This is a genomic window from Pectobacterium polaris, from assembly GCF_002307355.1.
Lineage (GTDB): Bacteria > Pseudomonadota > Gammaproteobacteria > Enterobacterales > Enterobacteriaceae > Pectobacterium > Pectobacterium polare.
This window is the reverse complement of sequence record NZ_CP017481.1, coordinates 1,673,950-1,699,186: the sequence shown is the minus strand read 5'-3', so window position 1 is coordinate 1,699,186 and position 25,237 is coordinate 1,673,950. Positions and strand designations below refer to the sequence as shown.

General features: G+C 51.3%; 28 protein-coding genes and 2 pseudogenes. 19 read left to right on the top strand and 11 right to left on the bottom strand.

What is annotated here, in order from left to right; all coding sequences use genetic code 11:
* Positions 1–6 precede the first annotated feature (6 nt).
* The 4 genes and pseudogenes from BJJ97_RS07730 to BJJ97_RS22255 all read left to right on the top strand — a co-directional run.
* Positions 7–693, top strand: coding sequence for a hypothetical protein (locus BJJ97_RS07730; RefSeq protein WP_095993558.1), 687 nt, complete (start codon positions 7–9; stop codon positions 691–693).
* 142 nt (positions 694–835) lie between these two features.
* Entirely contained in the window at positions 836–1,099 is a 264-nt protein-coding gene (locus BJJ97_RS07725; RefSeq protein WP_095993557.1) for a hypothetical protein, read from the top strand.
* 53 nt (positions 1,100–1,152) lie between these two features.
* On the top strand, positions 1,153–1,437 hold the full coding sequence (locus tag BJJ97_RS07720; protein WP_319424412.1) for a DUF2645 family protein: 285 nt from the start codon (positions 1,153–1,155) through the stop codon (positions 1,435–1,437).
* 205 nt (positions 1,438–1,642) lie between these two features.
* Positions 1,643–1,777: pseudogene (locus tag BJJ97_RS22255) on the top strand (hypothetical protein); the annotation flags it as partial.
* Positions 1,778–1,827: 50 nt separating this feature from the next.
* On the opposite strand, the gene BJJ97_RS07710 reads toward BJJ97_RS22255, so the two are convergent.
* Both BJJ97_RS07710 and BJJ97_RS07705 read right to left on the bottom strand, forming a co-directional pair.
* The gene (locus tag BJJ97_RS07710; protein ID WP_095993556.1) at positions 1,828–2,865 is read right to left on the bottom strand and encodes an NADP-dependent oxidoreductase; all 1,038 of its coding nucleotides are present in this window, start codon (positions 2,863–2,865) and stop codon (positions 1,828–1,830) included.
* A 94-nt stretch (positions 2,866–2,959) separates the two neighbouring features.
* Positions 2,960–3,466, bottom strand: coding sequence for a TIGR00645 family protein (locus BJJ97_RS07705; protein ID WP_012822286.1), 507 nt, complete (start codon positions 3,464–3,466; stop codon positions 2,960–2,962).
* A gap of 324 nt (positions 3,467–3,790) precedes the next feature.
* Here BJJ97_RS07705 and rhaT point away from each other — a divergent pair, with 324 nt between their 5' ends.
* The 4 genes from rhaT to BJJ97_RS07685 all read left to right on the top strand — a co-directional run bounded on the left by rhaT (position 3,791) and on the right by BJJ97_RS07685 (position 6,390).
* Positions 3,791–4,825 (top strand): L-rhamnose/proton symporter RhaT, encoded by a 1,035-nt coding sequence (gene rhaT / locus BJJ97_RS07700; protein WP_095993555.1) that lies wholly within the window; start codon positions 3,791–3,793, stop codon positions 4,823–4,825.
* 201 nt (positions 4,826–5,026) lie between these two features.
* A complete protein-coding gene (locus BJJ97_RS07695) occupies positions 5,027–5,542 on the top strand; it encodes a hypothetical protein (protein ID WP_095993554.1) in 516 nt (171 codons plus the stop codon).
* Positions 5,543–5,558: 16 nt separating this feature from the next.
* On the top strand, positions 5,559–5,945 hold the full coding sequence (locus BJJ97_RS07690) for a DUF2750 domain-containing protein (RefSeq protein ID WP_227003573.1): 387 nt from the start codon (positions 5,559–5,561) through the stop codon (positions 5,943–5,945).
* Positions 5,946–6,063: 118 nt separating this feature from the next.
* Positions 6,064–6,390, top strand: coding sequence for a hypothetical protein (locus BJJ97_RS07685; RefSeq protein WP_095993553.1), 327 nt, complete (start codon positions 6,064–6,066; stop codon positions 6,388–6,390).
* Between the two features lie 114 nt (positions 6,391–6,504).
* Here the strand turns inward: BJJ97_RS07685 and BJJ97_RS07680 are convergent, their stop codons facing one another.
* Together BJJ97_RS07680 and BJJ97_RS07675 are read right to left on the bottom strand one after the other, a co-directional pair.
* Positions 6,505–6,933 carry an SMI1/KNR4 family protein gene (locus BJJ97_RS07680; protein ID WP_095993552.1) on the bottom strand — a complete coding sequence of 143 codons (429 nt, stop codon included), beginning with the start codon at positions 6,931–6,933 and terminating at the stop codon, positions 6,505–6,507.
* Between the two features lie 42 nt (positions 6,934–6,975).
* Entirely contained in the window at positions 6,976–7,572 is a 597-nt protein-coding gene (locus BJJ97_RS07675) for a hypothetical protein (protein WP_095995339.1), read from the bottom strand.
* 397 nt (positions 7,573–7,969) lie between these two features.
* Between BJJ97_RS07675 and BJJ97_RS07670 the strand changes: the two genes are divergently transcribed.
* The 3 genes from BJJ97_RS07670 (at position 7,970) to BJJ97_RS07660 (ending at position 9,362) form a co-directional block, all read left to right on the top strand.
* A complete protein-coding gene (locus tag BJJ97_RS07670; RefSeq protein ID WP_095993551.1) occupies positions 7,970–8,356 on the top strand; it encodes an Imm10 family immunity protein in 387 nt (128 codons plus the stop codon).
* 154 nt (positions 8,357–8,510) lie between these two features.
* A complete protein-coding gene (locus tag BJJ97_RS07665) occupies positions 8,511–8,933 on the top strand; it encodes a DUF4265 domain-containing protein (protein WP_227003572.1) in 423 nt (140 codons plus the stop codon).
* 81 nt (positions 8,934–9,014) lie between these two features.
* A complete protein-coding gene (locus tag BJJ97_RS07660) occupies positions 9,015–9,362 on the top strand; it encodes an immunity protein Imm33 domain-containing protein (RefSeq protein ID WP_095993549.1) in 348 nt (115 codons plus the stop codon).
* Positions 9,363–9,554: 192 nt separating this feature from the next.
* On the opposite strand, the gene BJJ97_RS07655 is transcribed toward BJJ97_RS07660, so the two are convergent.
* The 3 genes from BJJ97_RS07655 to BJJ97_RS07645 all read right to left on the bottom strand — a co-directional run bounded on the left by BJJ97_RS07655 (position 9,555) and on the right by BJJ97_RS07645 (position 12,819).
* On the bottom strand, positions 9,555–10,169 hold the full coding sequence (locus BJJ97_RS07655) for a YagU family protein (RefSeq protein ID WP_095701459.1): 615 nt from the start codon (positions 10,167–10,169) through the stop codon (positions 9,555–9,557).
* A gap of 448 nt (positions 10,170–10,617) precedes the next feature.
* On the bottom strand, positions 10,618–11,082 hold the full coding sequence (locus BJJ97_RS07650; RefSeq protein ID WP_095993548.1) for an MEKHLA domain-containing protein: 465 nt from the start codon (positions 11,080–11,082) through the stop codon (positions 10,618–10,620).
* A 9-nt stretch (positions 11,083–11,091) separates the two neighbouring features.
* Positions 11,092–12,819, bottom strand: coding sequence for a thiamine pyrophosphate-dependent enzyme (locus BJJ97_RS07645; protein WP_095993547.1), 1,728 nt, complete (start codon positions 12,817–12,819; stop codon positions 11,092–11,094).
* A gap of 257 nt (positions 12,820–13,076) precedes the next feature.
* Between BJJ97_RS07645 and BJJ97_RS07640 the strand changes: the two genes are divergently transcribed.
* The 4 genes from BJJ97_RS07640 to BJJ97_RS07625 are packed head-to-tail and all read left to right on the top strand — an operon-like array spanning position 13,077 to position 18,192.
* A complete protein-coding gene (locus BJJ97_RS07640; RefSeq protein ID WP_095701456.1) occupies positions 13,077–14,690 on the top strand; it encodes an ABC transporter substrate-binding protein in 1,614 nt (537 codons plus the stop codon).
* The gene (locus tag BJJ97_RS07635) at positions 14,668–15,627 is read left to right on the top strand and encodes an ABC transporter permease (RefSeq protein WP_095993546.1); all 960 of its coding nucleotides are present in this window, start codon (positions 14,668–14,670) and stop codon (positions 15,625–15,627) included. Before BJJ97_RS07640 ends, BJJ97_RS07635 begins: the two co-directional genes overlap by 23 nt.
* Positions 15,620–16,486: an ABC transporter permease gene (locus tag BJJ97_RS07630; RefSeq protein WP_039482013.1), complete on the top strand. Its 867-nt coding sequence runs from the start codon at positions 15,620–15,622 to the stop codon at positions 16,484–16,486. Before BJJ97_RS07635 ends, BJJ97_RS07630 begins: the two co-directional genes overlap by 8 nt.
* Positions 16,483–18,192, top strand: coding sequence for a dipeptide ABC transporter ATP-binding protein (locus tag BJJ97_RS07625; protein WP_095993545.1), 1,710 nt, complete (start codon positions 16,483–16,485; stop codon positions 18,190–18,192). The genes BJJ97_RS07630 and BJJ97_RS07625 overlap by 4 nt, the downstream gene beginning before the upstream one ends.
* A gap of 59 nt (positions 18,193–18,251) precedes the next feature.
* On the opposite strand, the gene BJJ97_RS07620 is transcribed toward BJJ97_RS07625, so the two are convergent.
* The 4 genes from BJJ97_RS07620 to rhaS form a co-directional block, all read right to left on the bottom strand.
* Positions 18,252–18,557 carry a type II toxin-antitoxin system RelE/ParE family toxin gene (locus BJJ97_RS07620; RefSeq protein ID WP_012822278.1) on the bottom strand — a complete coding sequence of 102 codons (306 nt, stop codon included), beginning with the start codon at positions 18,555–18,557 and terminating at the stop codon, positions 18,252–18,254.
* Positions 18,545–18,835, bottom strand: a complete 291-nt coding sequence (locus BJJ97_RS07615; RefSeq protein WP_095993544.1) for a CopG family ribbon-helix-helix protein — start codon at positions 18,833–18,835, stop codon at positions 18,545–18,547. The genes BJJ97_RS07620 and BJJ97_RS07615 overlap by 13 nt, the downstream gene beginning before the upstream one ends.
* A gap of 61 nt (positions 18,836–18,896) precedes the next feature.
* Positions 18,897–19,751: a helix-turn-helix domain-containing protein gene (locus BJJ97_RS07610; RefSeq protein WP_095701452.1), complete on the bottom strand. Its 855-nt coding sequence runs from the start codon at positions 19,749–19,751 to the stop codon at positions 18,897–18,899.
* Between the two features lie 24 nt (positions 19,752–19,775).
* Complete coding sequence (gene rhaS / locus BJJ97_RS07605; RefSeq protein ID WP_095993543.1) at positions 19,776–20,615, bottom strand: HTH-type transcriptional activator RhaS; 840 nt, start codon at positions 20,613–20,615, stop codon at positions 19,776–19,778.
* 336 nt (positions 20,616–20,951) lie between these two features.
* On the opposite strand from rhaS, the gene rhaB reads away from it, so the two are divergent.
* The 4 genes and pseudogenes from rhaB to rhaM all read left to right on the top strand — a co-directional run bounded on the left by rhaB (position 20,952) and on the right by rhaM (position 24,912).
* Positions 20,952–22,442, top strand: a complete 1,491-nt coding sequence (gene rhaB, locus BJJ97_RS07600) for a rhamnulokinase (RefSeq protein WP_095993542.1) — start codon at positions 20,952–20,954, stop codon at positions 22,440–22,442.
* Positions 22,439–23,700 (top strand): annotated as a pseudogene (locus BJJ97_RS07595) (L-rhamnose isomerase). Before rhaB ends, BJJ97_RS07595 begins: the two are co-directional and overlap by 4 nt.
* A gap of 4 nt (positions 23,701–23,704) precedes the next feature.
* Positions 23,705–24,529 carry a rhamnulose-1-phosphate aldolase gene (rhaD, locus tag BJJ97_RS07590; RefSeq protein ID WP_010285281.1) on the top strand — a complete coding sequence of 275 codons (825 nt, stop codon included), beginning with the start codon at positions 23,705–23,707 and terminating at the stop codon, positions 24,527–24,529.
* 68 nt (positions 24,530–24,597) lie between these two features.
* The gene (rhaM, locus tag BJJ97_RS07585) at positions 24,598–24,912 is read left to right on the top strand and encodes an L-rhamnose mutarotase (protein ID WP_039482034.1); all 315 of its coding nucleotides are present in this window, start codon (positions 24,598–24,600) and stop codon (positions 24,910–24,912) included.
* Positions 24,913–25,237: the final 325 nt, after the last annotated feature.

Below are 25,237 nucleotides of genomic sequence, written 5' to 3'. Positions count from 1 at the left end.
TTTTTTATGAGCAAAAGAAGTGATATAGAAAAAGGAACATTAGTGTACACTGAGGTACTAGGATGGGTAGACTTAGCTCATGCCAAAGGAAATGATGCTAGGGCATTAATGGCTGCAATAAATTCAGGTGAAGAGAGAATAGAAGACCATTTTGTTGTCATATACTCACAGTACATGGGAAAAGGATTCAAATACGGAACATCAAAAACCACAAGATGGAAAATAAGGAAAGGGCTATCTTCACATGATAAAAAAAGAGTTGCTCTCACTATTATTATGTATACAAGCCATCTATTCGAATCCTATCAAGGTTCGCCGCTATTCAGTTGGTACAGTGATAGTGGATATAGTGGTGAAGATTTAGTATCTAATCTACTCGGATTTTATCGGGCAGTAGATAACATCAATTATTTACTTCAACTCAGGGTTGCTAGTCAAGCCGACACATTTACAAGATGGGATTACTATGGCCCTATAGGACAATATAAAAACAAAGAGTTTAGACCCTTACTTTTCCCACACCCAGAGAAATATCCAAATAATGCCAGACCTTATTACTCTGTTCTTCCTGAATTTATGAAATCTGTATCACCTATAAATAATATTGAAAAGAGTGATATGTTAACACATCTTAACGATAAGACCGGGTATAATATCGGAGTAGAAAGCCGTGTCACTATTCAAATCGAATAATATTATTAAAATCATTGTATTTTTCATTACTTGCATAGGGTTTACTCTACTGCTGCCGTACTTGTTCGTTAATGCAAGTTATTCTTATACAAAAAGTGACTATATAAAGTATCATTTACTCACTTTTAAAGAAGTAAAGGAAATGCCTTTTATTTCAAAAAACTACTCGATTGAATATGATTCCCCAGATGGTACATCTGGGTTAACTAACAGTGTTTTTTTTTCAAATGTTAACCTTGAAAAAAAATCAGAACTAATCGATTACCTCAATAAACTGGGATTTAAAAAACATGAAGATATGTTTTGGATTAAGGACGGGGAAATTTGGAAAAAAGGAGATGAGATAGTTAATTTAATACAAGATAATGAAAGGAAAATCATTATCATTTCATTTGAGAAAAAATAATTATACTTTCCTAATAGCCATTATAAGAGATATAAAATCAGGCAATTAAAAAAATGTTAAGAAAAAATAGCTATATCTACAACATCTATTTTTATGCCTATTCCGCCTTATGCTTTTTTCTAATCAACGCTTTTTCTACCATCGAATATGAATGGATGATAGATGGCGACTCAGTTGCAAACTTCTGTGAAGTGCCAAAATCCGATGCAGATGGTTTCTTAAGTATTATTATCTTTCCTTTATCTATACCTTTTCTTCTGGTTAGAAGAACTCCGCTTAGAATCGTCACCTATCTTGCTATCCTGATGTCACTCATACCGTTTCTATACACGCATTAGTGTTTGTTCAATAGTTGACTAAACAAGATCTAACAAAATGCTGAAAAAAAACTATACCTATAACGTCTATTTTTACGCTTATTCGATCTTGTGTTTTTTCTTAATTAATATCTTTTCATCAATCGAGTCTGAGTGACTATTTGGTGACAGCTCACTTAACAATTTTTGTGAAAACCCGAGAAGCTATGCTGATAGTTTTTCAAATTTTATTATCATCCCTTTGTCTATCCCTTTTCTTTTGGTTAAACGAACACCGCCAAGAATAATTACTTACCTTGTTATTCTCATGTATTACTCAGGCAGTTTCTATACACGTGTGACTATCTGCCCGTACTGGTAACATACTCTGTCGAGTGCAAAACTCGCAGACGCAGCGGCGAGTCTGGTGTATCAGGCGTCGGGTCCGACTCTGACCACTAATTTACCGAAGTTGCGACCGTGCAGCAGGCCGATAAAGGCTTCAGGAGCGTTTTCCAGCCCGTCGACGATCTCTTCCCGATATTTGATCTTACCTTCCGCCACCCACGGCGAAACGTCCTTCCAGAACTCATCGAAGCGATGACCATAATCATCAAAGATAATGAATCCCTGCATCCGAATACGTTTCTTCAGGATCGTCCCCATCAGCAGCGGTAAACGATCCGGCCCATCCGGCAGCCCTGTCGCATTGTAGCCGGAGACTAATCCGCACACCGGAATACGCGCCGAGGTATTCAGCAGCGGCAGCACGGCGTCAAAGACTTTCCCGCCGACGTTTTCAAAGTAGATATCGATTCCCTGTGGGCAGGCTTGTTTCAGCTGTTCTGCAAAATCATCCGCCCGGTGGTCGAGGCAAGCATCAAATCCCAGCACTTCAACCGCATAGCGACATTTCTCTGCGCCCCCCGCCACGCCAACAACCCGACAGCCTTTCAATTTACCGAGCTGCCCAACCGTCGCGCCGACCGGGCCGGTCGCGGCAGCCACCACCAGCGTTTCACCCGCTTTAGGCTGGCCGATATCCGTTAGCCCCATATACGCGGTAAAGCCCGGCATACCCAGCACGCCCAGCGCGTAGGAAGGATTCGTCGGCGACTGACCCAGATTCGTTAAGCCTTTCCCGTCGGAAATCGCATAATCCTGCCAGCCGCTGAAGGACAGCACCCAATCACCGGTCTGATAATCCGGGTGTTTTGACGCCACCACGCGGCTGATTGTCCCGCCGACCATCACGTCATTCAGTTCGACGGCTTTAGCATAAGAAGGGGCGTCGCTCATGCGGCCACGCATATAAGGGTCAAGGGAGAGGAAAACCGTACGTAGCAGGATATGTCCTGAATCGACCTGTGGGACAGGCTGCTGTTCCAGACGGAAGGTCTCTTGTGTTGGCGCGCCGTGCGGGCGCTGAGCCAGAACCACACGGCGGTTAATTTGATCGGTTTGCAGCATAATATCCTCCGTTAAACAAAGCGTATTGATAAAATCACTTCGTTAACAATAGGATCTGTTCTTTCATCTGGCTACGCAAACCGTGCGGCGTTCGTTATGCCGTTTTGCTTTTTTCGTAACGCGACATGCGATCCAGATACCCCATGACAAGTGCAGACAGCACAAACGTCAAATGGATAATCACGTACCACATCAGCTTGTTATCCGGGATATTACGGGCATCCATGAACACGCGCAGCAGGTGGATCGACGAGATAGCGACAATCGAGGCGGCAACTTTATTTTTCAGCGAGCCGGAGTCCATCTTACCAAGCCAGCTCAGTTTTTCTCTGCCTTCGGTGATATCCAATGCCGAAACAAAGTTTTCGTAACCGGACAGCATCACCATCACCAGCAATCCACCGACCAGCGTCATATCGATCAGTGACAGCAGCACCAGCACCAAATCAGCTTCAGCGATATCCAGGATATTGGGCAGGACGTGGAACACTTCCTGGAAAAATTTGATCGCCAGCGCCAGTAATCCCAGCGATAGCCCAAGGTAAACAGGGGCAAGCAGCCAGCGTGATGAGTACATCAGATTCTCAATAAAACGTTCCATAACTCACTATATGCAGGTGGAAAAGAGGGAAATAATAGCGAAAAGTCCTGCTGTGGTGTTAATCAATTCTTGAGCAGAACGCACCATTTACAGAAGCTCTGCCCTGTCTTGCTCTCAGCGAGGATTTCCGTGTTTTGTGATCGGACCGGCCCTCACCTTCAAACCGATGCCGTCCTCCCGCTGCTCGTGGCACGCATCTGAAGGCTCACCCTTTTTCACCTTCCTACACTGTCTAGCGCCAGCAGGTCTGGCAACAATCATACACTGCACTCTACATTCAGAGCCGAATACAGGCTTACCACAAAATAAAACAAGGGGTTACGCATGAGCAATCCTATTTTGCTTGGTATTTTCTGGCACTTCATCGGTGCGGCCAGCGCGGCCTGCTTCTATGCGCCGTTTAAGCAGGTCAAAAACTGGTCGTGGGAAACCATGTGGTCACTGGGCGGATTTTTCTCGTGGATTATCCTGCCCTGGAGCATCAGTTGGTGGCTACTTCCTGATTTCTGGCGTTATTACGCTTCGTTCGATATGGCGACCCTACTCCCCGTCTTTCTCTTCGGCGCGATGTGGGGGATCGGCAATATCAACTACGGCCTGACGATGCGTTATCTTGGCATGTCGATGGGCATTGGTATCGCCATCGGCGTGACGCTGATTATCGGCACGCTGATGACGCCCGTCCTGCAAGGCAAGTTCTCCATTCTATTTGGCTCGGCGGGCGGCCAAATGACGCTACTGGGCGTGCTGGTCGCAGTCATTGGCGTCGCCATTGTCAGCTATGCCGGTTTACTGAAAGAGCGTGCGCTCGGTATTCGTGCCGAGGAATTCAACCTGAAAAAAGGGCTGATTCTGGCCGTGATGTGCGGCATCTTCTCCGCAGGCATGTCCTTTGCGATGGATGCCGCGAAACCCATGCACACCGCAGCACAAACACTGGGGATCAATGCACTGTATGTAGCACTTCCCAGCTACGTGGTGATTATGGGCGGCGGTGCCATCGTCAATCTGGGCTTCTGTTTCATCCGTCTGGCGACCTGCAAGGGGATTTCATTAAAAGCCGATCTGGCACAGGCCAAACCGTTACTGATTGCCAACGCACTCTTCGCCATTCTGGGCGGCGTCATGTGGTATTTGCAGTTCTTCTTTTATGCCTGGGGACACGCCAATATTCCGGCGGATTACACCTATATCAGTTGGATGTTGCACATGAGTTTCTACGTACTGTGTGGCGGCATCGTCGGCCTACTGTTTAAGGAGTGGAAAGCTGTTGGCCAGAAACCGGTGCGTATGCTGATTCTCGGCTGCGTGGTCATTATTCTGGCGGCGAACATTGTCGGATTAGGAATGGCCGCGTAAGCGTCTTATCATCGCGTTCGGTGCCATCAAAGCGAGTACCGAACGCGGTGACAATAGCGTCAATCAGCTAGCGGAAAAAATACGTTGAGTCGTTGATATTACTGTATTCCTCCCTATATCCTGCCCTTGTAAAGACGCCATTATTAATCATGGTGTGAATCCAATTTCATCGGTTAAACACCCAAAAAATAAGGATTAGTAATGGGAAATGCAGAAAAAGGCGCTTTCTTCGTACGATTAAAAGCGTTTGACAGATTGGCCGATGTCCTTCAATCGATGGACATGACTTTACCGAAAGAAGTTGTTGTACTTACGGACGATCTCTGGGGCTACCTTGCCTCAGAGACGCAAGACATAAACATCACCCCAGCGCTTGAGGCTATCGATGCTACCGTGGTGGATGAACAGGGTGCGAATAGCGAAGAGATTTTAAAAAATCTGTATCTGTACGCCTTTTCTGATTTCCTGATGTTTTTCTCCGAGGGAAAGGCAAGCTTAGAGGCAGCAGAGTCATCAATTATTGACGCTTATGACTACATAGCGGCTCAACAATTTTTACTCAACGAGAAAGAAGGGAAAGCGGTCATGTTGAGTGATGATGACGAAGAAAAGATAAAAAATGATCCACTTTATGTGAACGAACTGACCGCTCTGAGAACAGACAGGATTTTCGCTGAAAACATCGTTCTGTGGGACAACGTAGTGGCATTCCGATGAGGATATTATTTAAAGAATGATGAGAGCACACCCTAAAAAAATTGAAAATATTTATCGTTTAGACTCGCAAGAAAGGTGTGATTACTTTATCCGTAAGATTACTGATTTTGAAATTGTCTGGGGATTATTTAATGAGGGGTGGGCAACGGCGACATCCGGTCAAAAAGTAGCTATTCCCTTCTGGCCTGAGGAAAACTTCGCCACACTGTGCGCTCATGGTGAATGGGCAGGATTCACAGCAAAAGCGATTGAGCTAAACGCATTTCTATCACATTGGCTCCTTGGAATGCAGAACGACGGTAAAATATGTCAAATTTTCCTCACGCCAAGTGAACACGGTTTTTTCATTCCCCCCACAGCCTTACTGCACGCCATTAAAGAAGAGCTTGAACAATATGAATGACCGAACGTTAGCGAGGAATGGCCATTGATGTTAATCGGGCGGATTTTCGATACTCGAAAAATATTGAGATGTGGTTCGAGTGAAGCAGTTGAAAATTAGTGAACAGGTCAATTAGAACATGAGCTATGAGTACAAATTAGTCTTTGATGATGCCTCGATTGCCCAACAGGTCATCAGCACGATTAAACTCAGTGAGGCCTGCATTCGTGCCGAAAACGGTGATGTCTATTTGAAAGACAAATCCCTAGCCAATAGCGCTGAGTACGACATCCGTCTGATCGATGAATACGATGGCTCACTGTGGCTACAGGTTAACGTTAAATCTGTCGATTTGTACGCACTCATGCGAGAAACACTCAGCGGGAAACCTTTCAAATGCTTTGAAGATGGGGATACCGAAGACGAAGTAGAACTGAGCGAGGCTTTTCGTTTAAAACACAGTTAACCTGTTTACTATTTTATACGGTTTTCTCCCCACTCCGAGATATCACTTTTGATTCACACCCTGAATGTAAAAAAAGGCGAGAACCTAACTATAAAAGGATTTCGCCTCAACACATTACCCAATCCGCTCTGACATCGTCAGAAACGCGCCAAAATTATCTGCCTGCTGGGTTGCTTCTCCCGTTTCATGTGACCATAAAACAATAATCGGCTCTCGTGCTTTCCCTAATACAGCGTAATCAAAACAGTAATAATCTCCCGTACCACACTCCGCAAAAGGCAGAAGGGTCGAAAAATCCTGCGTTGTATCGGAAAAATTGCTCAGCCACGCCTGCCAGCCCTCTTTAAAATGACGAACGATTGATTCCCATGTTTTTCTCGGGTCGCGAGAATCAAATACCGGGAATATCGTTAATGCTCCAAGCGCTCTTCCATTATTCACCAGAAGCCAGTCCGAAAAAGAGAGAGGTAACTTACGGCCTAGATCACGTTCTGCGGCTTGAATCGCCTCTATCGATGTGCCAATGACACGTATTCTGCCCATCGTTCCTCGCTTATTAAAACGTCTCGTATTTTGGTCAGGGCGTTAGCCAAGTTGTAGAAAAAATCTGCCACACACATTTGCTGTTTTATCCCAGAAACGCTCATCTAAAAAGAGATAGCCCATGCCATCTGAAAGTATTCCTTTATAACAGGGTAGCGCTACATCTAAATCTCCCCCATAAATGGAGATTCTTCTCCGCCCTGTATTTGGTGTGATAGGCCCTTGTAACCAGGCATCAACGCCGTCCAATTTGGAGGCTAAATTTTCTTCATCATCTGAATCAGCACCTCTTGATATATGGATGCTTCCGCGATCGATAATTGGATTAGAAGCTTCGTTTCGCTCTTCTTCAGATCGAATATAGCCCAATACAATCGCCTCAGAATTACCATCAATCACACGAAGCTTGCGGTAATGAAAAACTTCCCCCGGCAAGTAGGGGATAAATACAGATATCCAATAGTGCTTCGGGACGAATGACGGTGAAAACCACGCTCCGGGAAAAGATGCCAGATGGGTGAGGGAGACTCCATCAGCAGAGAATGGCCAGGATATATCACTGGGCAAATAAGCCCCGCCGCCGACATAGGCATCATGAGGCGCATGGGATTCATGGGTAAAAATCAATTCATCGTACATCAGCATTTCTCGTCTTCATTATCGATAGCAACAGCCCATTTAAAATGGCTTACTTTTTCCGCCAAACGGATGAATCACCTGACGTTATCTCGGCAAGCTGCCCGCCATTATCGTAGTGACATAAAAGTGAGTATGATAAGTCGGCCATGGAAGAAGCCCCCTTAGATGTCTGGTTCGACGTTCTTAAAAAATATCCAGGTTATGGAAAGTGGGTGGCACATAATAAAACGGTGCCGTTGGAGATCCTCGAGACTTTATGCTCGTTTGATGAAATAACACGGGCATGTGTTGCGAGTAAAAGAAAATTGTCGCCAGCCTTGTTCGAACGTCTTTCGCGTGATGAAAGTCGTACGGTACGAGTAGCGAGATTTCACGGACAAAACAGTAGGAGAAAATCATGAGCGTTAAATTTCCAGCAACCTATTACCATTCATCCTTTGAAGAGGACGTTTTGACAGTTGGATTTGCCGATAGTGAAGATGACCCGCAGAGCTTTCTTATTCTGCAACGGGCTGAAGATCCTGACGAGCAAGATGAAGAACTGGGTCAGGATACCTACTATGTTGAGATAGGCGATCCAGGCATGGCCGGATATGGTGGGATTGATGATGTTTCGATTACGGAAGAAAAAATAATCTTTACCTATTCCGACACCACGAACTGGTGCAAAAAGATAAAAACGCTTGAGATAGACATATCGCCTCAGTTGGCAGCCATTGACGACATTGAAGCATCACTTCGAGAAATATTTACCGGCACGCCAACAAACCTCTCCCGGTCATAGCAGCAGCCTGCGGTACGTAAAAAACCACGGAAAACAAGATACGCCAGCGTATTTTGGGCTAACATCGGGACATCGTTTTACTTCACTGACTCAAATATTGGTAATTACCCAGCCTATGTTAGTTAATGTCTATGTCGCACATGGCAATAAGCCCGTGTTTGAAGAGTTGCCTGTCCGAGAAATCGAGAAGGACACTTACGAATTGCTGTCTTCTCCCGGCCTTGCATTAAACCTGGCGCGTGGAGATATCTTCCGAATTAAAGATAAGCATGCACACCCGGAAGTCTTAAAAAGAGGCGGCAATTTTTGCATTCATATTTATGCCGATGAGCTTCCCTCTGAAGACATCGCCAGTTTAGAAAACGACGTAGCCAAGCAGCTGAATGGAACGTTAGACGGCGTATTTAAGGGAAATTTGACATTGGCCGTTCCAGCCAGGAATGGGATGGATAAAATTGCTGACGTTTTCGACGCCTTTCGCGAAAAAACAGGCGTTCAATGGTACTTCGCGAACATTTATAAGAATATCGATGACGATGAAGACGAAACGCTTTTAAATTGGTGGCTGGATAGCTAGGTGCCCACGGCTAGCCCCCTCAGCTGAAATAACGTATCTCGAGCATCCCGACATGCACGAAAAGCGACAGCGGACTTAACCATGCAAAACGCAGCTCGAACCCTACCCAATGCGCGACAGAAACAGACCTGCGATAAGTACCAATTACCACAGCATCCGCCAGAAGACATGGTCGCAATTGCTTTAGATACCTTACAAAGCTCGCCCATTTACGGAACCCGGATCGCATTGCCAGAAAACGGCACGATAAGCTGGTTTATACACTGTGGCGAACATTCATCCGAGAGCGGATTTTATCAGGCCCTTCACACCAGTCACTTAGAGGACACGTTGCCTGAAGTCGTACCATATCTCTTTTTACCCGAAGGGACGAAATTCATTATCGATCGAGCAGGATATGAGGACGTTTGGACGGACGAAACAGAATAGATGACACTTTATGTTTCTACCTATGCCTCTGCCTGAATCCATCGTTTCCCCGTCGAATATACCTTTCTCGTCGTCATACACTGTGAGAGGCGATTGTTCGTGGGTAAGAGCGGAGGCGTTGATTTATTAATAGTGCGATACTTAAATAATAAGCATCGCACTCTTTCACATTATCTAAAATAAAATCACAGCCTATCGTGAAGCACTCAAAGGAATCTCTGGATCAGGTTCATGAGTCATTCGATTACGTAAATCACGACGAATAATCTCAATAGACCAGAACCAAATGAGGTGGCCTACGATTTCTGATACATGCTCATACCAAGGGAGAACAAACAGAGATGGCGTAAGCCCCATCAATGGGAAGGAAATCATATGAACAAACAGCTGAGCCAGAGCACCAGCAAACAGACCCTGCCATAATTTTATTTTAGGAAATACTTCTGCAACAACGCAGTAACCTAAAGCAAAAACAATAGAGAAAATAATATGCGTTACACCAACCCAATTGAATACGTGGCCGGCAAAGGTATAAACCGCCGCATTAGGGTCAACAACCCCAAGCCAATCGCGTAAAAAGATGTAGGGAGGGTTAAGAAAATTACGAGAGCAATCAATTTGCTCGGCAGCTCTGATCAGTGATTCAGGTGCACAAGCACCGGTAAACATATCAGTAGGGCTACGTGGAGGAAGCGGATTTTCTGCGCCCCACTTAACGAAAGATGAAACAATACCTGCGATCAAACCAATAAAAGCAGCCAATCCATAGCGTCTCCGAGATGGAGGTGTTTGTTCAAAAAAGTTCATTTTTTTACCAATCTAACCATTAAAGGTTATAGTCTTACATAGACATCATGTACTTATAAAGAGGTTAATTGATATATCGAACAATCTCTCTAGTATATTTTGTTATTAGGAACGCAGTTTTAAATTTTATAAAAATAAAAAGAAGAAATTATTCGTTTATTTTTTGTGAAACTTTTATCCAATAATTGAAAAACCAGATTCTCTAATATGTCAGAAATGTATATCCCAAATGATGAGAAAGAATAATAATTCACCAATAATATTATCAATAAGAAATAGCCTGGTTATTTTTTTGTGAAACGATCACAGTTTAGTCACTCATATTCTCCCTTTGCATCACGCACGAATCCGATCCCGCGTTTTCACTTACTTCACTGAGCGCTGATATTCAGTTGCAATAGATCGACGGGATAAGGCGTTCCATAAAGCCTCATTCCATGCTTATTTCTTAATCAGGTTTGAACCAATCTGGCCGCTGATGCTCCTCGCGCCAGAATAGCGAGGCCATTCCCCATGACGTCCCATCCGGATGGCGTAACTGCCAGACCACGCCGCCATAAATCGGAAATGTCTGCCCGTTTTTCTTGACCCGGATTCCTTCGTAGTTATTGGCGATCCCTTGCTGAGACACGCTTTCCAGAAACTGCTGCCGTGCTGACCGTAAAGAGGTCTCGACACACAGTCGAGAAGGCAATGCCAGCATTTCTGCTTCGCTATACCCGAAGCAGTCGAGTGCAAAGCGATTGGCATAAATAAAGTGAGGATCGTCCCCCACTCCTTGCGCCAACACGCTATAAGGTGCCTGTTCATGCAGCCATCTGTTGCGTTCAGCCACGCCAGCAGGCGAAGGCAATACAGCACCGCTCAATGCCAGATAGCACGCATCAATCTTCTCAAGCAACACGAGTGACATGGAGCCTCCTTAAAGATTCCGTATACGTGGATTGCTCCCCAGCCGTTGATGCGCATCAACAGGCACTTCAATCAGTAGAGAAGGACGCCCAATTTCGCCCGCCCTGACCAGCACATCCTCTAAATTGGCGAGGTCGGGCTGAAGCTGCTTCACATCCCAGCCACAGGCCTTAGCAATGGCGCAATAGTCGAGAGCACACACGCCAGCGTGATAGTGTTCTGGCGCGACCTCCGGCAGGATCTTGGGCAACCCTTGCGCCACGATAGCCAGGCTCTCATTATTTAACAGGAAGATGACAATACCGAGTTCCCGAACTTCTCCTAACGCGCCAGAAAACTGGCGAAAGCAGCCATCACCGGTGAATAAAAAGACCGCGTGTTCCGGCCGAGCCAGCTTCGCACCCACAGCTGCGCCAAATGCGCCGCCCATCGCCGAACCCCGGTAAAACGAATAGAAACGAATATGGGGATGCGGCCGCTGCGTCACGTACTGGCGATCTTTATACGCAAGGCAAATATCATCAAACCCAATCGAGTCCGCAGGCCACCAGCTATCCAGACGCTGATATAGCGTCGCCATGTTGACGTAACCCTGACGCGGAGAAGCGAAGGCATGATGATTTAGGTTGTGCGGTGCAGGTTCGGCTCCCGTGTTAGCAAAGGGGCACGCTTTCGCAGCCGCAATCAACCTGAGCAGCGATTGATCGAGCGGCCCATGAAGATGGTGATAGTACCCCGAAGCCCGGTGCTGAAAGCCGCCCTCAATCTGGCCGTAGGCCTGTGTAATATTGCTTAGGTAGAACGTTTCGCCAGCGGTAAAAGGCTGTAAATTTACCGAATATTCATCAGGGCTCGCCCCCAGAACCAGCAGAACATCATCGCCATTCAGTAAGGCATAAAGCACCGTCGCACAGTCGTTTCCACCAAATCCGATATAGCCGTAACCATACGGATTATCTCGGCTGACGGCATTCGCACCGTTGATCGTCCACACCGTTGCGGCATGCAGTTGCATAGCGAGCTGGGTCGTCAACGCTGGCGCATTGGGATACCGCGCCATCTCCTCGCCAACCAACATCACCACGCGCTTCCCCTGCACCGCCTGACGAAAGCGATCGACAACGCCGCCGAGATCGTCACAGGCAGAAGCGGGTCGTGAATCTGGAGGAAGAGCATTCTCACTGGTGGCTTCAGCCAGCGCATGGTGCATCAACACAAGTACCACTGGCTTCGCGTTTCCCAACTGCGCCCTTGCCAATGCCAATGTTTCATTCAGCGCCTGCGGGTTGTCGAGCACAAAAACCGAATCAGGCAGCTCGGCCCGCAGTTGTTGCACAATATTGCTACCGTGCTCCCACGTATCCTGTAACGGTAAGAGGCCTTCCGTATGCTTCCCCGATAGCGCGACCAGATAAACCGCAGGAATATCATGCAGCTTGGCATCGCTAAGCCCACAGCCTAACAGCTTCGTAGCCGCTCCCGTGGTAGCCACCGCCGCCGCGTATTTTCCACTGGCGAGATAGTAGCCCAGCGGAACAAAGCCCGCGCTGTACTCACACAGCGTTAAAAACCCGGTTTTATCCTGAATCGACCAGTCAACGGGATGAATGTCTTTAACAAAATGAATCACCCCGCCACCTGTCACACCCGTGTAGAGCGTCACGCCAACCTCAGAGAGAAAATCAAACAAACGCGCATATCCATTTGATTTAACGTCACAAACCTCTGGTGTCTCCATGCAGCCCTCCGTCTGGAGCCGTAGGCCATGAAATAAGCGTAGTTGCCGTTATGGAGGGAATACATCGCGAACGAATAAAAAGAGGCCTGAATCATAAGGTTGCTGAGACACCTGAATCGTGGCAGCCAGCGTTCGTATATATATTTTTATGGAATTGAAAATCCATTTTTATTATTTTACATGCATAAGCACGCCCTCTAGAGTAGCGAAAAACACCGCCGTGTATGGCCTCATGTCATTTGTAAGGGACACAGGGAATGGAAAAAAATCATCCGCAAGTTACGACTCTCGCCGCAGGGTTACTCTCGTTACTTTTCGCATTCAATCCCGGTGCGTATGCTGCGGAAACCGGTGAAAAACCGGTGTCTGGCGGCATTCTGAATGTCGGATTGGGCAGCGATACGCCGATTATCGACCCGCACATTACGGCCTATGGCGTCACAGCGCTGATTGCGCGTAACGTGGTGGATTCACTGGTCGGACAGGCGGAAGATAACCGCTTTACGCCCTGGCTGGCGGAAAGCTGGAAAATTAACGACAACAACACCGAGTACACCTTCCACCTGCGCAAGGACGTGACGTTCAGCGACGGCACCAAGCTGGATGCGGAAGCGGTGAAATACAACATCGAGCGTATTCTCGATCCGAAAACCACCTCCAGCTACGCGAAATCGCTGTTAGGTCCTATCGACAAGATCTCAACGCCGGATGACTATACGATTGTGCTCCATTACAGCTCACCATTTGCGGCGCTGTTACAAGGGCTGAGCCTGCCGTATCTGGGCATTCAATCACCGACGTACCTGAAGAAAACACCAAATACCAGCACCACCGTGGTGGGTTCCGGTCCGTTTATTCTCGATTCCTTTGTGAAAGGCAGCGGCAGCAAGCTGACAAAACGCCCTGATTACAACTGGGGACCGGGTTATGCCAAACACACGGGCCCAGCCTATCTGGACGGTCTGGTGTTCAAATACCTGCCGGAAGCGTCGGTTCGCCTTGGCGCACTGAGCAGCGGCCAGATTCAGGCGATTGACGCCGTGCCGCCTGCCAATTTCCCGACGGTGAAACGCAATCCGAAGCTGGAAGTGATCACCTATGAGAACCCAGGCGTTAACCGCGTACTCTATCTCAACACCACCAAAGGCCCTTTCCAGGATGTCGCGGTGCGTAAGGCATTCCAGAGCGCGGTAGATACCAACGCGGCAGTGAAAGTCGCCTTCTTCGGTACGTTGAAAGCCGCCGATAACGTTCTCGGCCCGGCCACGCTGTACTACGATCCGAGCGTCGCGTCCCGCTGGGGCTTTGATGCGAAAAAAGCCAACGAACTGTTGGATAACGCAGGCTGGAAACAGAAAGACGGCGAAGGCTTCCGAACCAAAGATGGCCAACGCCTGAGCGTCAGCTTCGTCTATGCTTCGACTAACGTTGAAGCTGCGGATGTCGCGCTGTTCCAGGCGGTGCAATATCAGGTGAAGCAGGCAGGCTTCGAAGTCAAACTGACGCCAGTTGATGCGGGTGAATTCACCACACGCACCAATGCCAACGAGTACGATATCGCCTCTAACTTCTTCGTGCGCGCAGAGCCAGATATTCTGCGTACCGTGTTCGATTCGGCCTATGCGCCACCGAACGGTAACGGCTTTACTCGCATCAGCGCGCTGGACGGTAAACTGAGAAAAGCCATCGGTGCCGGCGAAGCGGAACGTAAACAGCTCTATAGCGAGATACAGCGTGAGGTCATCGATCAGGCGTATGTTGTTCCACTGTACATTCCCGCCTATCAACTCGGCCTGTCCAAACAGGTACAGGGCATAAGCTGGGCCACCAACGCAAAACCGAACTTCTATGATGTCTGGATTAAACGTTAATCTGTACGCGATAGGTAAACGTCTTTTCACCATTCTGGCTGTGCTCTGGGGCGCAGCCACATTGACGTTTATTGCCGTCAAACTGATCCCCGGCGATCCGGTCGCCATTCTTAGCGGCGGCGATAACGTGGTGGATGAAGCCTATCGCGCCGTACTCATCAAACAATTTGGGCTCGACCAGCCGCTGTGGGTGCAATATCTGCGTTACTGCGGGCAGGCGCTACAGGGCGATTTTGGCGTCAGCTATCTCTACCGTCTGCCTGTCGGCAGCGTGATTAGCGATGCGATGCATGAAACCTTACCGCTGGCGCTCGGCGGCCTGATTCTGGCGTTGCTCCTTGCCATCACCAGCGCACTGCTGACCGCAGGCCGCTATGGCGCGCTGCGTACCGCCGTTTCCTGGCTGGAGCTCACGCTGCTTAGCACGCCGGTCTACTGGATTGGTATCGTCCTGTTAAGCCTGTTCAGTTTTCGTCTGCAATGGTTTCCGGTCACCGGCAACGACGGCGTCATGTCGCTAGTGCTGCCAGTTATCACGCTAGGCCTGCCGATTGCCGCCATTCTGAGTCAGGTGCTGCGCGACGGTCTGGAAGATGCGCTCTCTCAGCCGTTCTCGCTCACCGTGCGTACGCGCGGCGTCAGTGAAATCCGACTGCGTTTCCGCCACGGTTTACGCCACGCGGCGCTGGCCGCCTCAACGCTGACCGGCACACTGCTGGCAAGCGTACTCGGCGGCTCCGTGCTGACCGAAACCGTCTTTGGCCGCGCGGGGATTGGACAGGTCACGCTGAGCGCGATTGAAAACCGCGACATGCCGCTGGTGCTGGGCGTCGTCATGCTGTCCGCGTTCCTGTTCGTCGTTATCAACCTGCTGGTGGATGCGCTGTACCTCATTATCGATCCCCGCTTACGCAAGAAGGCGAGCGCCCATGAGTAGTGAACCTATGCCCTTTGCGCAAACGCCCTCAAGAAAAACCTATCGTAGCCCGTGGCTGAGCACGGCGACGTTGCTGCCTGCCGCTATCGTTTTCCTGCTGGCGCTGGCGGTCTTTTTCCCCTCGCTGTTTACCAGCCGTACCGCCGATGAAATGGATATGGGCGCGGTATTTCAGTCGCCAAATTCCACCTATTGGTTCGGCACCGATCAACTGGGACGCGACATTTTTTCCCGTATCGTTCACGGCACTTCGCTGTCGCTGGGGATTGGCGTCGGCGCGATGCTGATCGCCTGCGTCGGCGGTGTGCTGTTTGGCACGCTGTCGGTGCTCGCGCCGCTGCGCATCCGTCAGGTTCTGGTACGTCTGCTGGACATCATGCTGGCGTTTCCCGATCTGCTGCTGGCGCTACTGGTCATCGCCGTCCTGGGGCGCGGCCCGGAAAATACCATGCTGGCCGTCGGTCTGGCGGGGATTGCTGGCTATGCACGTTTAATTCGCTCTCAGGTGCTGCAAGTCAGGCTATCCGGCTACGTTGAGCATGCGATTGCGCTGGGTGAACACCCGCTGTATATCGTCTTCCGCCATATCATTCCCAATACGCTGCGCCCGCTGCTGATTGTCGCCACTATCGGCGTCGGCCACGCGGTGCTGTCCGCCTCGGCGCTGAGCTTTCTGGGGCTAGGCGTCGTCCCACCGACCGCCGAATGGGGCGCGCTACTGGCCGACGGACGCAACTTCCTTGATATCGCACCGTGGGTCAGCCTGCTGCCCGCCAGCGTCGTCGCGCTGTCGGTGATTTCCATCACGCTGCTGGGACGTCGTTTACAGGCCATTTTGGCAAAAGGAGAGGCACGATGAGCCTGAACACACATTCTCACCCCTCTCATTCATCTTCAGAAACGTCCGCAAAGACGCCGCTGCTGCGCGTAGACGGCCTGAGCGTGACTTTTCCCAGCCCTTTCGGCCCCGTTCGTTCGGTTAAAAACCTTTCATTTCAGGTGAATGCCGGAGAAATTCTGGCGCTGGTCGGCGAATCGGGTTCAGGGAAATCCGTCACCGCTCGCACGCTGGTGGGTCTGGCTGGTGAAAATGTTGACGTACAGGCAAACGCGATTGAGCTCACGCGCCATGACGGCAGCCTGTGTGATTTACGCTATCTGACCGACCGGGACTGGCGGGCGATTCGCGGCCGTGAAATCGGCTTTGTTTTGCAGGATGCGCTAGTGTCTCTCGACCCGCTGCGTAAGATCGGGCAGGAAGTCGCCGAGCCGATTCTGACCCATCGCCTATTGCCTCGCCAACAGGTTCCCGCACGCGTTGCCGAACTCCTGGCAAAGGCGGGCATTCCCGATCCAGAGAATCGCGCGGCGCAGTATCCGCATGAACTGTCCGGCGGGCTGCGTCAGCGTGCGCTTATCGCTTCCGCGTTGGCTGCGGGCCCACAGCTGCTGATTGCCGATGAACCCACCACCGCGCTGGATGCCACGGTGCAAAAGCAGGTGTTGAAAGTCTTCACGGCATTGGCGCAGGCAGGGCACGGCGTTTTACTGATCACTCACGATCTTGCTGTCGTCGCAGAGGTGGCCGATCGCGTTATCGTGATGCAGCAAGGATCGCTGGTAGAAGGCGGTGAGGCGCGGCAGATCCTATCAGCGCCAACACATCCCTATACCCGCAAGCTGCTGGCGGCGATCCCGACCGCATCTACACGTGGAAAATGGCTGGCTGGTGCCGACCCGTTACAGAACGGCATTGCACCGTCACCCGCTTCTTTGGCAGCCGATCACACCAACACCGACGACGCCATTGCACTCACGGCGGATCGCATTGCCGTGTCGTTCAAGCGCCCGGACGGCAGCCGAATGCAGGCCGTCAATCAGGTTTCTCTCCAGATCAAACGCGGCGAAACGCTGGGCATCGTCGGGGAATCCGGTTCGGGGAAAACCACGCTGGGCAAAGTCATTCTGGCGCTGCAAAAGCCGGACAGCGGCGAAGTCCGACTCGCGGACAATGCCTGGAGCACATTAACGGAACGCGAGCGCCGACCGCTACGCGCGCGTATTCAGACGATCACACAGGATCCGCTTAGCTCGTTCGATCCGCAATTTACCGTCGCCCAGATTCTGAATCAGCCGCTGCGCTTGCGCCGCGATTTGAGCGACGATGAGAAACAGCGGCGCATTCTGACGCTGCTCGAGTATGTCGGCTTGACGCCCGACCTACTGAGCCGCCGCCCAACGGCGCTGTCCGGCGGGCAACGTCAGCGCGTCTCCATCGCACAGGCGCTGGCTTCAGAACCCGAGATTCTGATCTGCGACGAACCGGTATCGGCACTGGACGTCACCACACAGGCACAGGTGTTGGATTTGCTGGTGGCGTTACAGCGCCAACTGGGGCTGACGATGCTGTTCATCTCCCACGATCTAGGCGTGGTACAGCATATGAGCCACCGCATCGCGGTCATGAAAGACGGGGATATCGTAGAAACAGGGCCGGTCGAGCAGATCTTCAATCAGCCGCAGCACCCTTACACGCGCCTGCTGCTCTCGACCGTAGCGGAATAGCGCTATTGACGTGTAGTGGCCCGCTGAATTTGGCGAATGGGTAATCTCAGAGGACAGTATTAAGGGTTTTGGTAACCCGCTTCTTTTTGATGCTTGACGGTTAGTATCACCACTCTGTCTGTCAGTTCATCATGGCGGTAAAGCATCACGTACCCGCTGCTGCCGAATTCGATCACCAGTTCCTGATATTCAAGAGGGAGATGTTCAACTGGTCGCCCGATATTCGGCAGCGCTTCTAACTGACGAATGCCCCGAATCAAAACTTCAGCGGCCTTTTTCGCAGCCAGCGCATTTTTGTTTTTTAGAAAATCCTGCAGACGCTGCAAATCACGCCTCGCGCGTTCTGAAACAATCACTTGTGGCATGCAGGCGCATCCTGTTCATGCCCAGAACCCCAGGATTCTAACCAGGTGACAGTCTCATCTGCGGTGATGTGTTCGCCAGTGTTCTGGTATTCCTCCCACGCGGCCAGCGCCTCTTTACGGTACTGACTGCGTTTTTCTTCGCGCTCCACGTATTCGGCAATGGCTTCCAGCATCAGCGCATGGGCTGAGCTATGGAGGTCATCGGCCAACGTTTTCAGTCGTTCTTTAATGTCCTGATCGATGCGCAGCGTCGTGGTTTGGCGTGGCGTGTCAGCCATGATGTGCTCCGGTTAATATCATTGGTGTCACCAATGATATTAACTCTGAACGATGCGGGTGTCACTCCACATTCAGGAAGCGCTGGCGGTAGGCGCTGGGTGAGACGCCGAACGCCTGATGGAACACCACGGAGAAGTAGTTGCTGTCTTCAAAACCGCACAGCGCGGCGACGTCGCCAATGGTTTGCAGGTCATAACGCAGCAGTTCCATCGCCTTGCATAGCCGTAGCTGGCGCAGGTAGTGCGGCACGCTCATGCCAGTTTGTTCTTTAAAGCGCGAACGTAAACTGCGGGCGCTAAAGTGGTGCTGTTCGCAGAAGGCTTCAAAGCGGAACGGGGCCGCGATGCTGGCACGTAGGGCATTCATCAACATATCCAACTGATGCGCATCGGCCAGTTGCGGACTATCCGGCGTGTGACGATAGCGCGCCGCCAGCAGAGCAATCTGTAACAGCAGCGCCTCACTCAGTTGCAGCGACAGCGCATCTGACTTCATACACTCCTGCGTCAGCGCATCCACCTTCTCGCGGATGGTATCCATGCCTTCCGAGCCTAAACACCAGTGGCGCTGGCTTTGTGGAAGCTCCCCGCCCGGCAGCAACGCTTGCCAATCGGCAGATAGCGTCAGACGATTGCGGATATAGAGAATGTTGTCCAGTTCGAGCCCGTGGACGGATTCATAGCTGTGGCGATCGTTCGCGGAGACATAGAACATATCGCCGCGAGTAATGCGGTAAGGCACATCGTTCCAGAGGTGCAGGCCATTGCCACGCCAGACAATCACCAGCTCGTCGAAATCATGATGATGTAGCGGAAACACGGGCTGCGGATGCCGTTCGGCAACCATCACGGCATTCTTGTCGGTGAGGAAATAGTCTTCAGTCTGTAATTTCAAACCCCGTATTACTGTCGTCATTCCCTCACCCGCAGTTGCCGTTACCTACTCTTCACGAGAAAACGCCTGATGGCGCAGTGACTTAGGTGCCTGCGAGAATGCCTTGCGGAATTGCGTCGAGAAGTGATTGCTGTCGCTAAATCCACAGGCGTGCGCAATAGTGGTGATAGAATCATCACTCTGCTGCAACCGCCGACGAGCCTCCAGTAATCTTAACCGATTCAGATAGCGTTGTGGCGTCATACCGGTGTGTTGTTTGAGCTGACGGTGCAGCGTACGCAGCGGCAGCGAGAACTGATCGGCCAGATTGCCCCAGTTCACCTCTTCGCTGTAGTTATTTTGCAGCCAGCCCAACAGCGCCTGTACCCCCTGACGCTCGGGGCCGTTGGCCTGCGTCTGGAAACAGTGCTGGCGCAACTGCACCAGAATGTGCAGAAACAGGCTCTCGCTGGCGGCAATCGCTTCCGGTGCATCACTCTGCGCCAGTTCCGCCAGACTGTTCATCGACTGCTTCAGTTGCTGCATCCCCGCCGCATTCACCTGCCACTGCCCTTGCCACTCGCCGTTCGGGCCATAAGGCAAAAAGGCGGCGATATCGGAAAGGAAGCGGAATCCGCGCGGCGAGCGGTACAGCATGTTGGTCAGGCACAGCCCTTCCACGTCTTCAAACAGATGCCGATCGTTATCGCGAACGAAGAATACCGAGCCGCTGCACAGGGCATAGGGCTGATCGTTAAATACATGGACGCCAGCGCCCTGCTCCACCAGCACAATTTCCCAGAAATCGTGATAATGCTCAGGAAACGCCGCTTGTGGGGTGCGCGGCTCCACCGCAACTGTTACGGCACGCGAAGTAAAAAAATCATCACCACGAAGTAACGTCATTTCAGTTCTCCATTCAGCCTCTGGCAAAAGTGCAGCCTTTGAAAAAGGGTAGCCAGAAGCCACAAGACCGGCCTTCAAATACCGTCGCCCACGCGCCATCTGGCTGCTCTTTTTTTAAGATCGCACCGCCTAATTGATTGAAGTGTGGTAAGGATCACACCGCCTTTTCCCTGATTTTTTCATGGTTATTCCCTAAATAATTTCCCAGATTGTGAGCCCTTTCACGGTCAGCTTTGTCATTTTGCCAACCGCCTGTTGTAGATGGCACTCATCGGAAGGTGGCTTCTGTTACCGCTCCTTACACTGCAACACATCTAACAATTAAGGAGTGCGGCTATGGCGGTGAAGAATATCGTGGCGGTGGATTTAGGTGCATCCAGTGGTCGGGTCATGCTGGCAACCTTGCACACCGCAACGCAGCATCTGACGCTGAAAGAAATTCACCGTTTCAGCAATACGCTGGTGTTTCAGGACAACCATCACCAGTGGGATCTGGCCGCGCTGGAAGGCGACATCCTCACCGGATTACACCAAATCGATGCCATGGGTATCACCCCCGATAGCATCGGGATCGACAGCTGGGGCGTGGACTATGTGCTGCTGGATAAGGACGGGCAGCGTGTTGGCCTGCCGTATTCCTATCGCGACCACCGCACCGACGGCGTGATGGCGACCGTTACTGCCGAACTGGGGCGTGAAGCGATCTATCAGCGTACCGGCATTCAGTTCCTGCCATTTAATACGCTGTACCAGCTTAAAGCGCTGTGTGACACATCATCTGACGATCTGAATCAGGTGGCACACCTGCTGCTGATTCCCGACTATTTTCACTATCGCCTTACGGGGAATCGGGTCTGCGAATACACCAATGCCAGCACGACCCAACTGCTTAATCTGGAAAAGAAAACCTGGGACAGCGAACTGCTGGACTATCTGGGCATCCCGCACCGTTGGTTGAGCGATCTGGTGCAGCCGGGGCACGCGGTAGGGAACTGGACAGCGCCGAGCGGACGGCAAATTCCCGTCACCGCCGTCGCCACGCACGACACCGCCAGCGCGGTGGTCGGCGCGCCGTTGCAGAGCCGCGAAAGCGCCTACCTTAGCTCCGGTACCTGGTCACTAATGGGCATCGAGAGCGACACGCCGTTTAACAGCCCGCAGGCGCTGGCCGCCAATATCACCAACGAAGGTGGCGTGGATGGCACCTATCGGGTACTGAAAAACATCATGGGCCTGTGGCTGCTACAGCGCGTTTGTCAGGAGCGTGACATCAAGGACTTAGGCGCGCTGATTCAGTCCGCCGCCGCCCTGCCCGCTTTCGTCAGTCTGATTAACCCGAATGACGATCGCTTTATCAATCCGCCGTCCATGCATCAGGCGATCCGTGACTATTGCCGTGAGCACGGCCAGCCCGTGCCCCAAAGCGATGCCGAACTGGCACGCTGCATCTTCGACAGCCTCGCACTGCTCTACCGACAGGTGGTACTGGAACTGGGCGAACTGCGCCACGCGCCAATCCGCCAACTGCATATTGTCGGCGGCGGCAGCCAGAACGCCTTCCTGAACCAACTGTGCGCCGATGTGTGCCAGATTCCGGTTCTGGCCGGGCCGGTCGAAGCCTCGACGCTTGGCAATATCGGCTGCCAACTGATGGCGCTGGACGCCGTCGCCGACCTTGCCGCATTCCGGCACATACTGACTCATAACTTCCCTCTGCATCGCTATACCCCGCGTGCGGAGAGTGATTTTGCCGGGCACTGGCGTCGTTTTCAGGCGCTCAGCCAGCCAGAAACCGCCCCACAGGGCAAAAAGGAGACTACGCAATGAGCACACCAATTGAAGCTGCCTGGCAGTTGGCAAAAGCACGTTATGCCAGCCTAAATGTTGACGTAGAGGCCGTGCTGGAACAGCTCGACCAGATTCCGGTGTCAATGCACTGCTGGCAGGGCGATGATGTAGCCGGATTCGAGAACACTGGCGGGCCATTAACCGGCGGTATTCAGGCCACTGGCAATTACCCCGGTAAGGCGAGCACGCCGAATGAACTGCGTGCCGATCTGGAACAGGCCTTTGCGCTGATCCCAGGTCCTAAACGGCTGAACCTGCACGCCATCTATCTGGAATCTGCACAGCCCGTCGCCCGTAACGAGATTGCCCCGAGCATTTCAGCACCTGGGTTGCATGGGCCAAACGCCACCAGCTCGGACTGGATTTTAACCCGACCTGCTTTTCTCATCCGCTGAGCGCGGACGGCTTTACCCTGTCGCATCCAGACGAAAAAGTACGCCGTTTCTGGATTGAACACTGTCAGGCTAGCCGCCGGATTTCCGCCTACTTCGGGCGCGAACTCGGCACGCCGTCCGTAATGAATATCTGGGTGCCGGACGGCATGAAAGACTTGACCATCGATCGTCTGGCATTCCGCCAGCGGCTGCTGAGCGCGCTGGATGAAGTCATCGCCGAACCGCTCGATCAGGCACATCATATCGACGCGGTGGAAAGTAAGCTGTTCGGGATCGGCGCGGAAAGTTTTACCGTCGGCTCCAGCGAATTCTGCCTTGGCTACGCAGCCAGCCGCGGCACCGCGCTCTGTCTGGATGCCGGACACTTCCACCCAACCGAAGTGATTTCCGACAAGATTTCCAGCGCGATTCTGTACGTCCCGCGCCTGCTGCTGCACGTTAGCCGCCCGGTACGCTGGGACAGCGACCATGTGGTGTTGCTGGACGACGAAACGCAGGCCATCGCACACGAAATCGTGCGCCATAAGCTGCTTAACCGCGTGCATATCGGGCTCGATTTCTTTGATGCCTCGATCAACCGTATCGCCGCCTGGGTCATCGGCACCCGCAATATGAAGAAAGCCCTGCTGCGCGCGCTGCTGGAACCTACGGAAACGCTGCGCACACTGGAACAAAACGGCGATTACACCGCGCGTCTGGCTCTGCTGGAAGAGCAAAAATCACTGCCGTGGCAGGCCGTGTGGGAACACTACTGCCAGCGTCATGACGTCATCCCGGGCAGCGAATGGCTGCAACAGGTGCGTCAGTATGAAGAAACCATCCTCACTCAACGTCAAGGGTAAGACTATGCAAGCAATTCTCTCTTCCTGGTTTGTACAGGGAATGATTAAAGCCACCAGCGACATGTGGCTCAAAGGCTGGGACGAACGTAACGGCGGTAACGTCAGCCTGCGCCTGACGGCTGAGGATGTGACGCCTTATGAAAGCGATTTCTATCCACAGCCGCGCCATGAAGCACTTTCACAACCAATGCCTGCGCTGGCAGACTGCTGGTTTATCGTCACCGGCTCCGGCAAATTTTTTCGCAACGTGCAGTTGGATCCAGCTGATTCACTGGTGGTGTTGCAGGTCGATAGCGACGGTAAAGGCTATCGCATTTTCTGGGGGCTCACCAACGGCGGCCTGCCGACTTCTGAACTGGCTTCGCATTTCCAGTCGCACATTGTCCGTATGGGCGTCACTCACGGGCGCGACCGCGTCATCATGCACTGCCACGCGACCAACCTGATCGCCTTGAGCTATGTGCTGGAGCTGGATACCGCTAAATTCACCCGTGAACTGTGGGAAGGCAGCACGGAGTGTCTGGTCGTCTTCCCGGACGGCGTGGGGATTGTGCCGTGGATGGTGCCGGGCACCGATGCCATTGGCGATGCCACCTCCGAACAAATGAAGCGCCATTCGCTGGTACTATGGCCATTCCACGGCATCTTCGGCACCGGCCCGACGCTGGATGAAGCCTTCGGCCTGATCGATACCGCAGAGAAATCCGCCGAAGTGATGGTGAAAGTGATATCAATGGGCGGTAAGAAACAAACGATCTCGACCGAAGAGCTGATCGCATTGGGTAAACGTTTCGGCGTCACGCCAATGGAAGCCGCGCTGCGCGTGTAGTGCACGCCTCAAATAGCCACGGCCTCACCGCCGTGGCGTTCTGCCAACGACTACGGGGGATTTCATCCATGTTGCGTAAGGCTTTTGTGATGTCAGTTTTTCCTGGCAGTCACGATGAATATCAGCGTCGCCACAATCCTATCTGGCCGGAACTGGCCGAGGTACTCAAGAACCACGGGGCGCACCACTACAGCATTTTTCTGGATAAGCAGCGCAATCTGCTGTTCGGCTATGTCGAGGTCGAATCCGAAGCACGCTGGGAAGCGATTGCACAAACGGATGTCTGTCAGCGCTGGTGGAAACACATGAGCGACGTCATGCCCGCCAATCCAGATAACAGCCCGGTTAGCGATGCACTGGAACCGGTGTTCTATCTGGACTAAGGCATCCTCTGAGCCAAGCATCATCGCGTAGCGGTAATAACATTACCGCTGCGTCATTATTTTGAAGAGATAAAAAAGAAATATCTTGTCATTTAATTAATGAATCCTGTTACATACAAGTATTGTTAACCATATAAATAATTATCGATTATTGATGGCTATCACATTTTATTTTCCCTATTTGTGAAATATAGTTTTCTCACATTAAAAATAAAAACATTTATTAAAACAATATTTAACAACCCGCTTTCACTTAAAACAATCCATTACCAGTTTAAAAATAAACAGAATTTAGTCTCGCCATGACGAGTCTGATTATTATTAA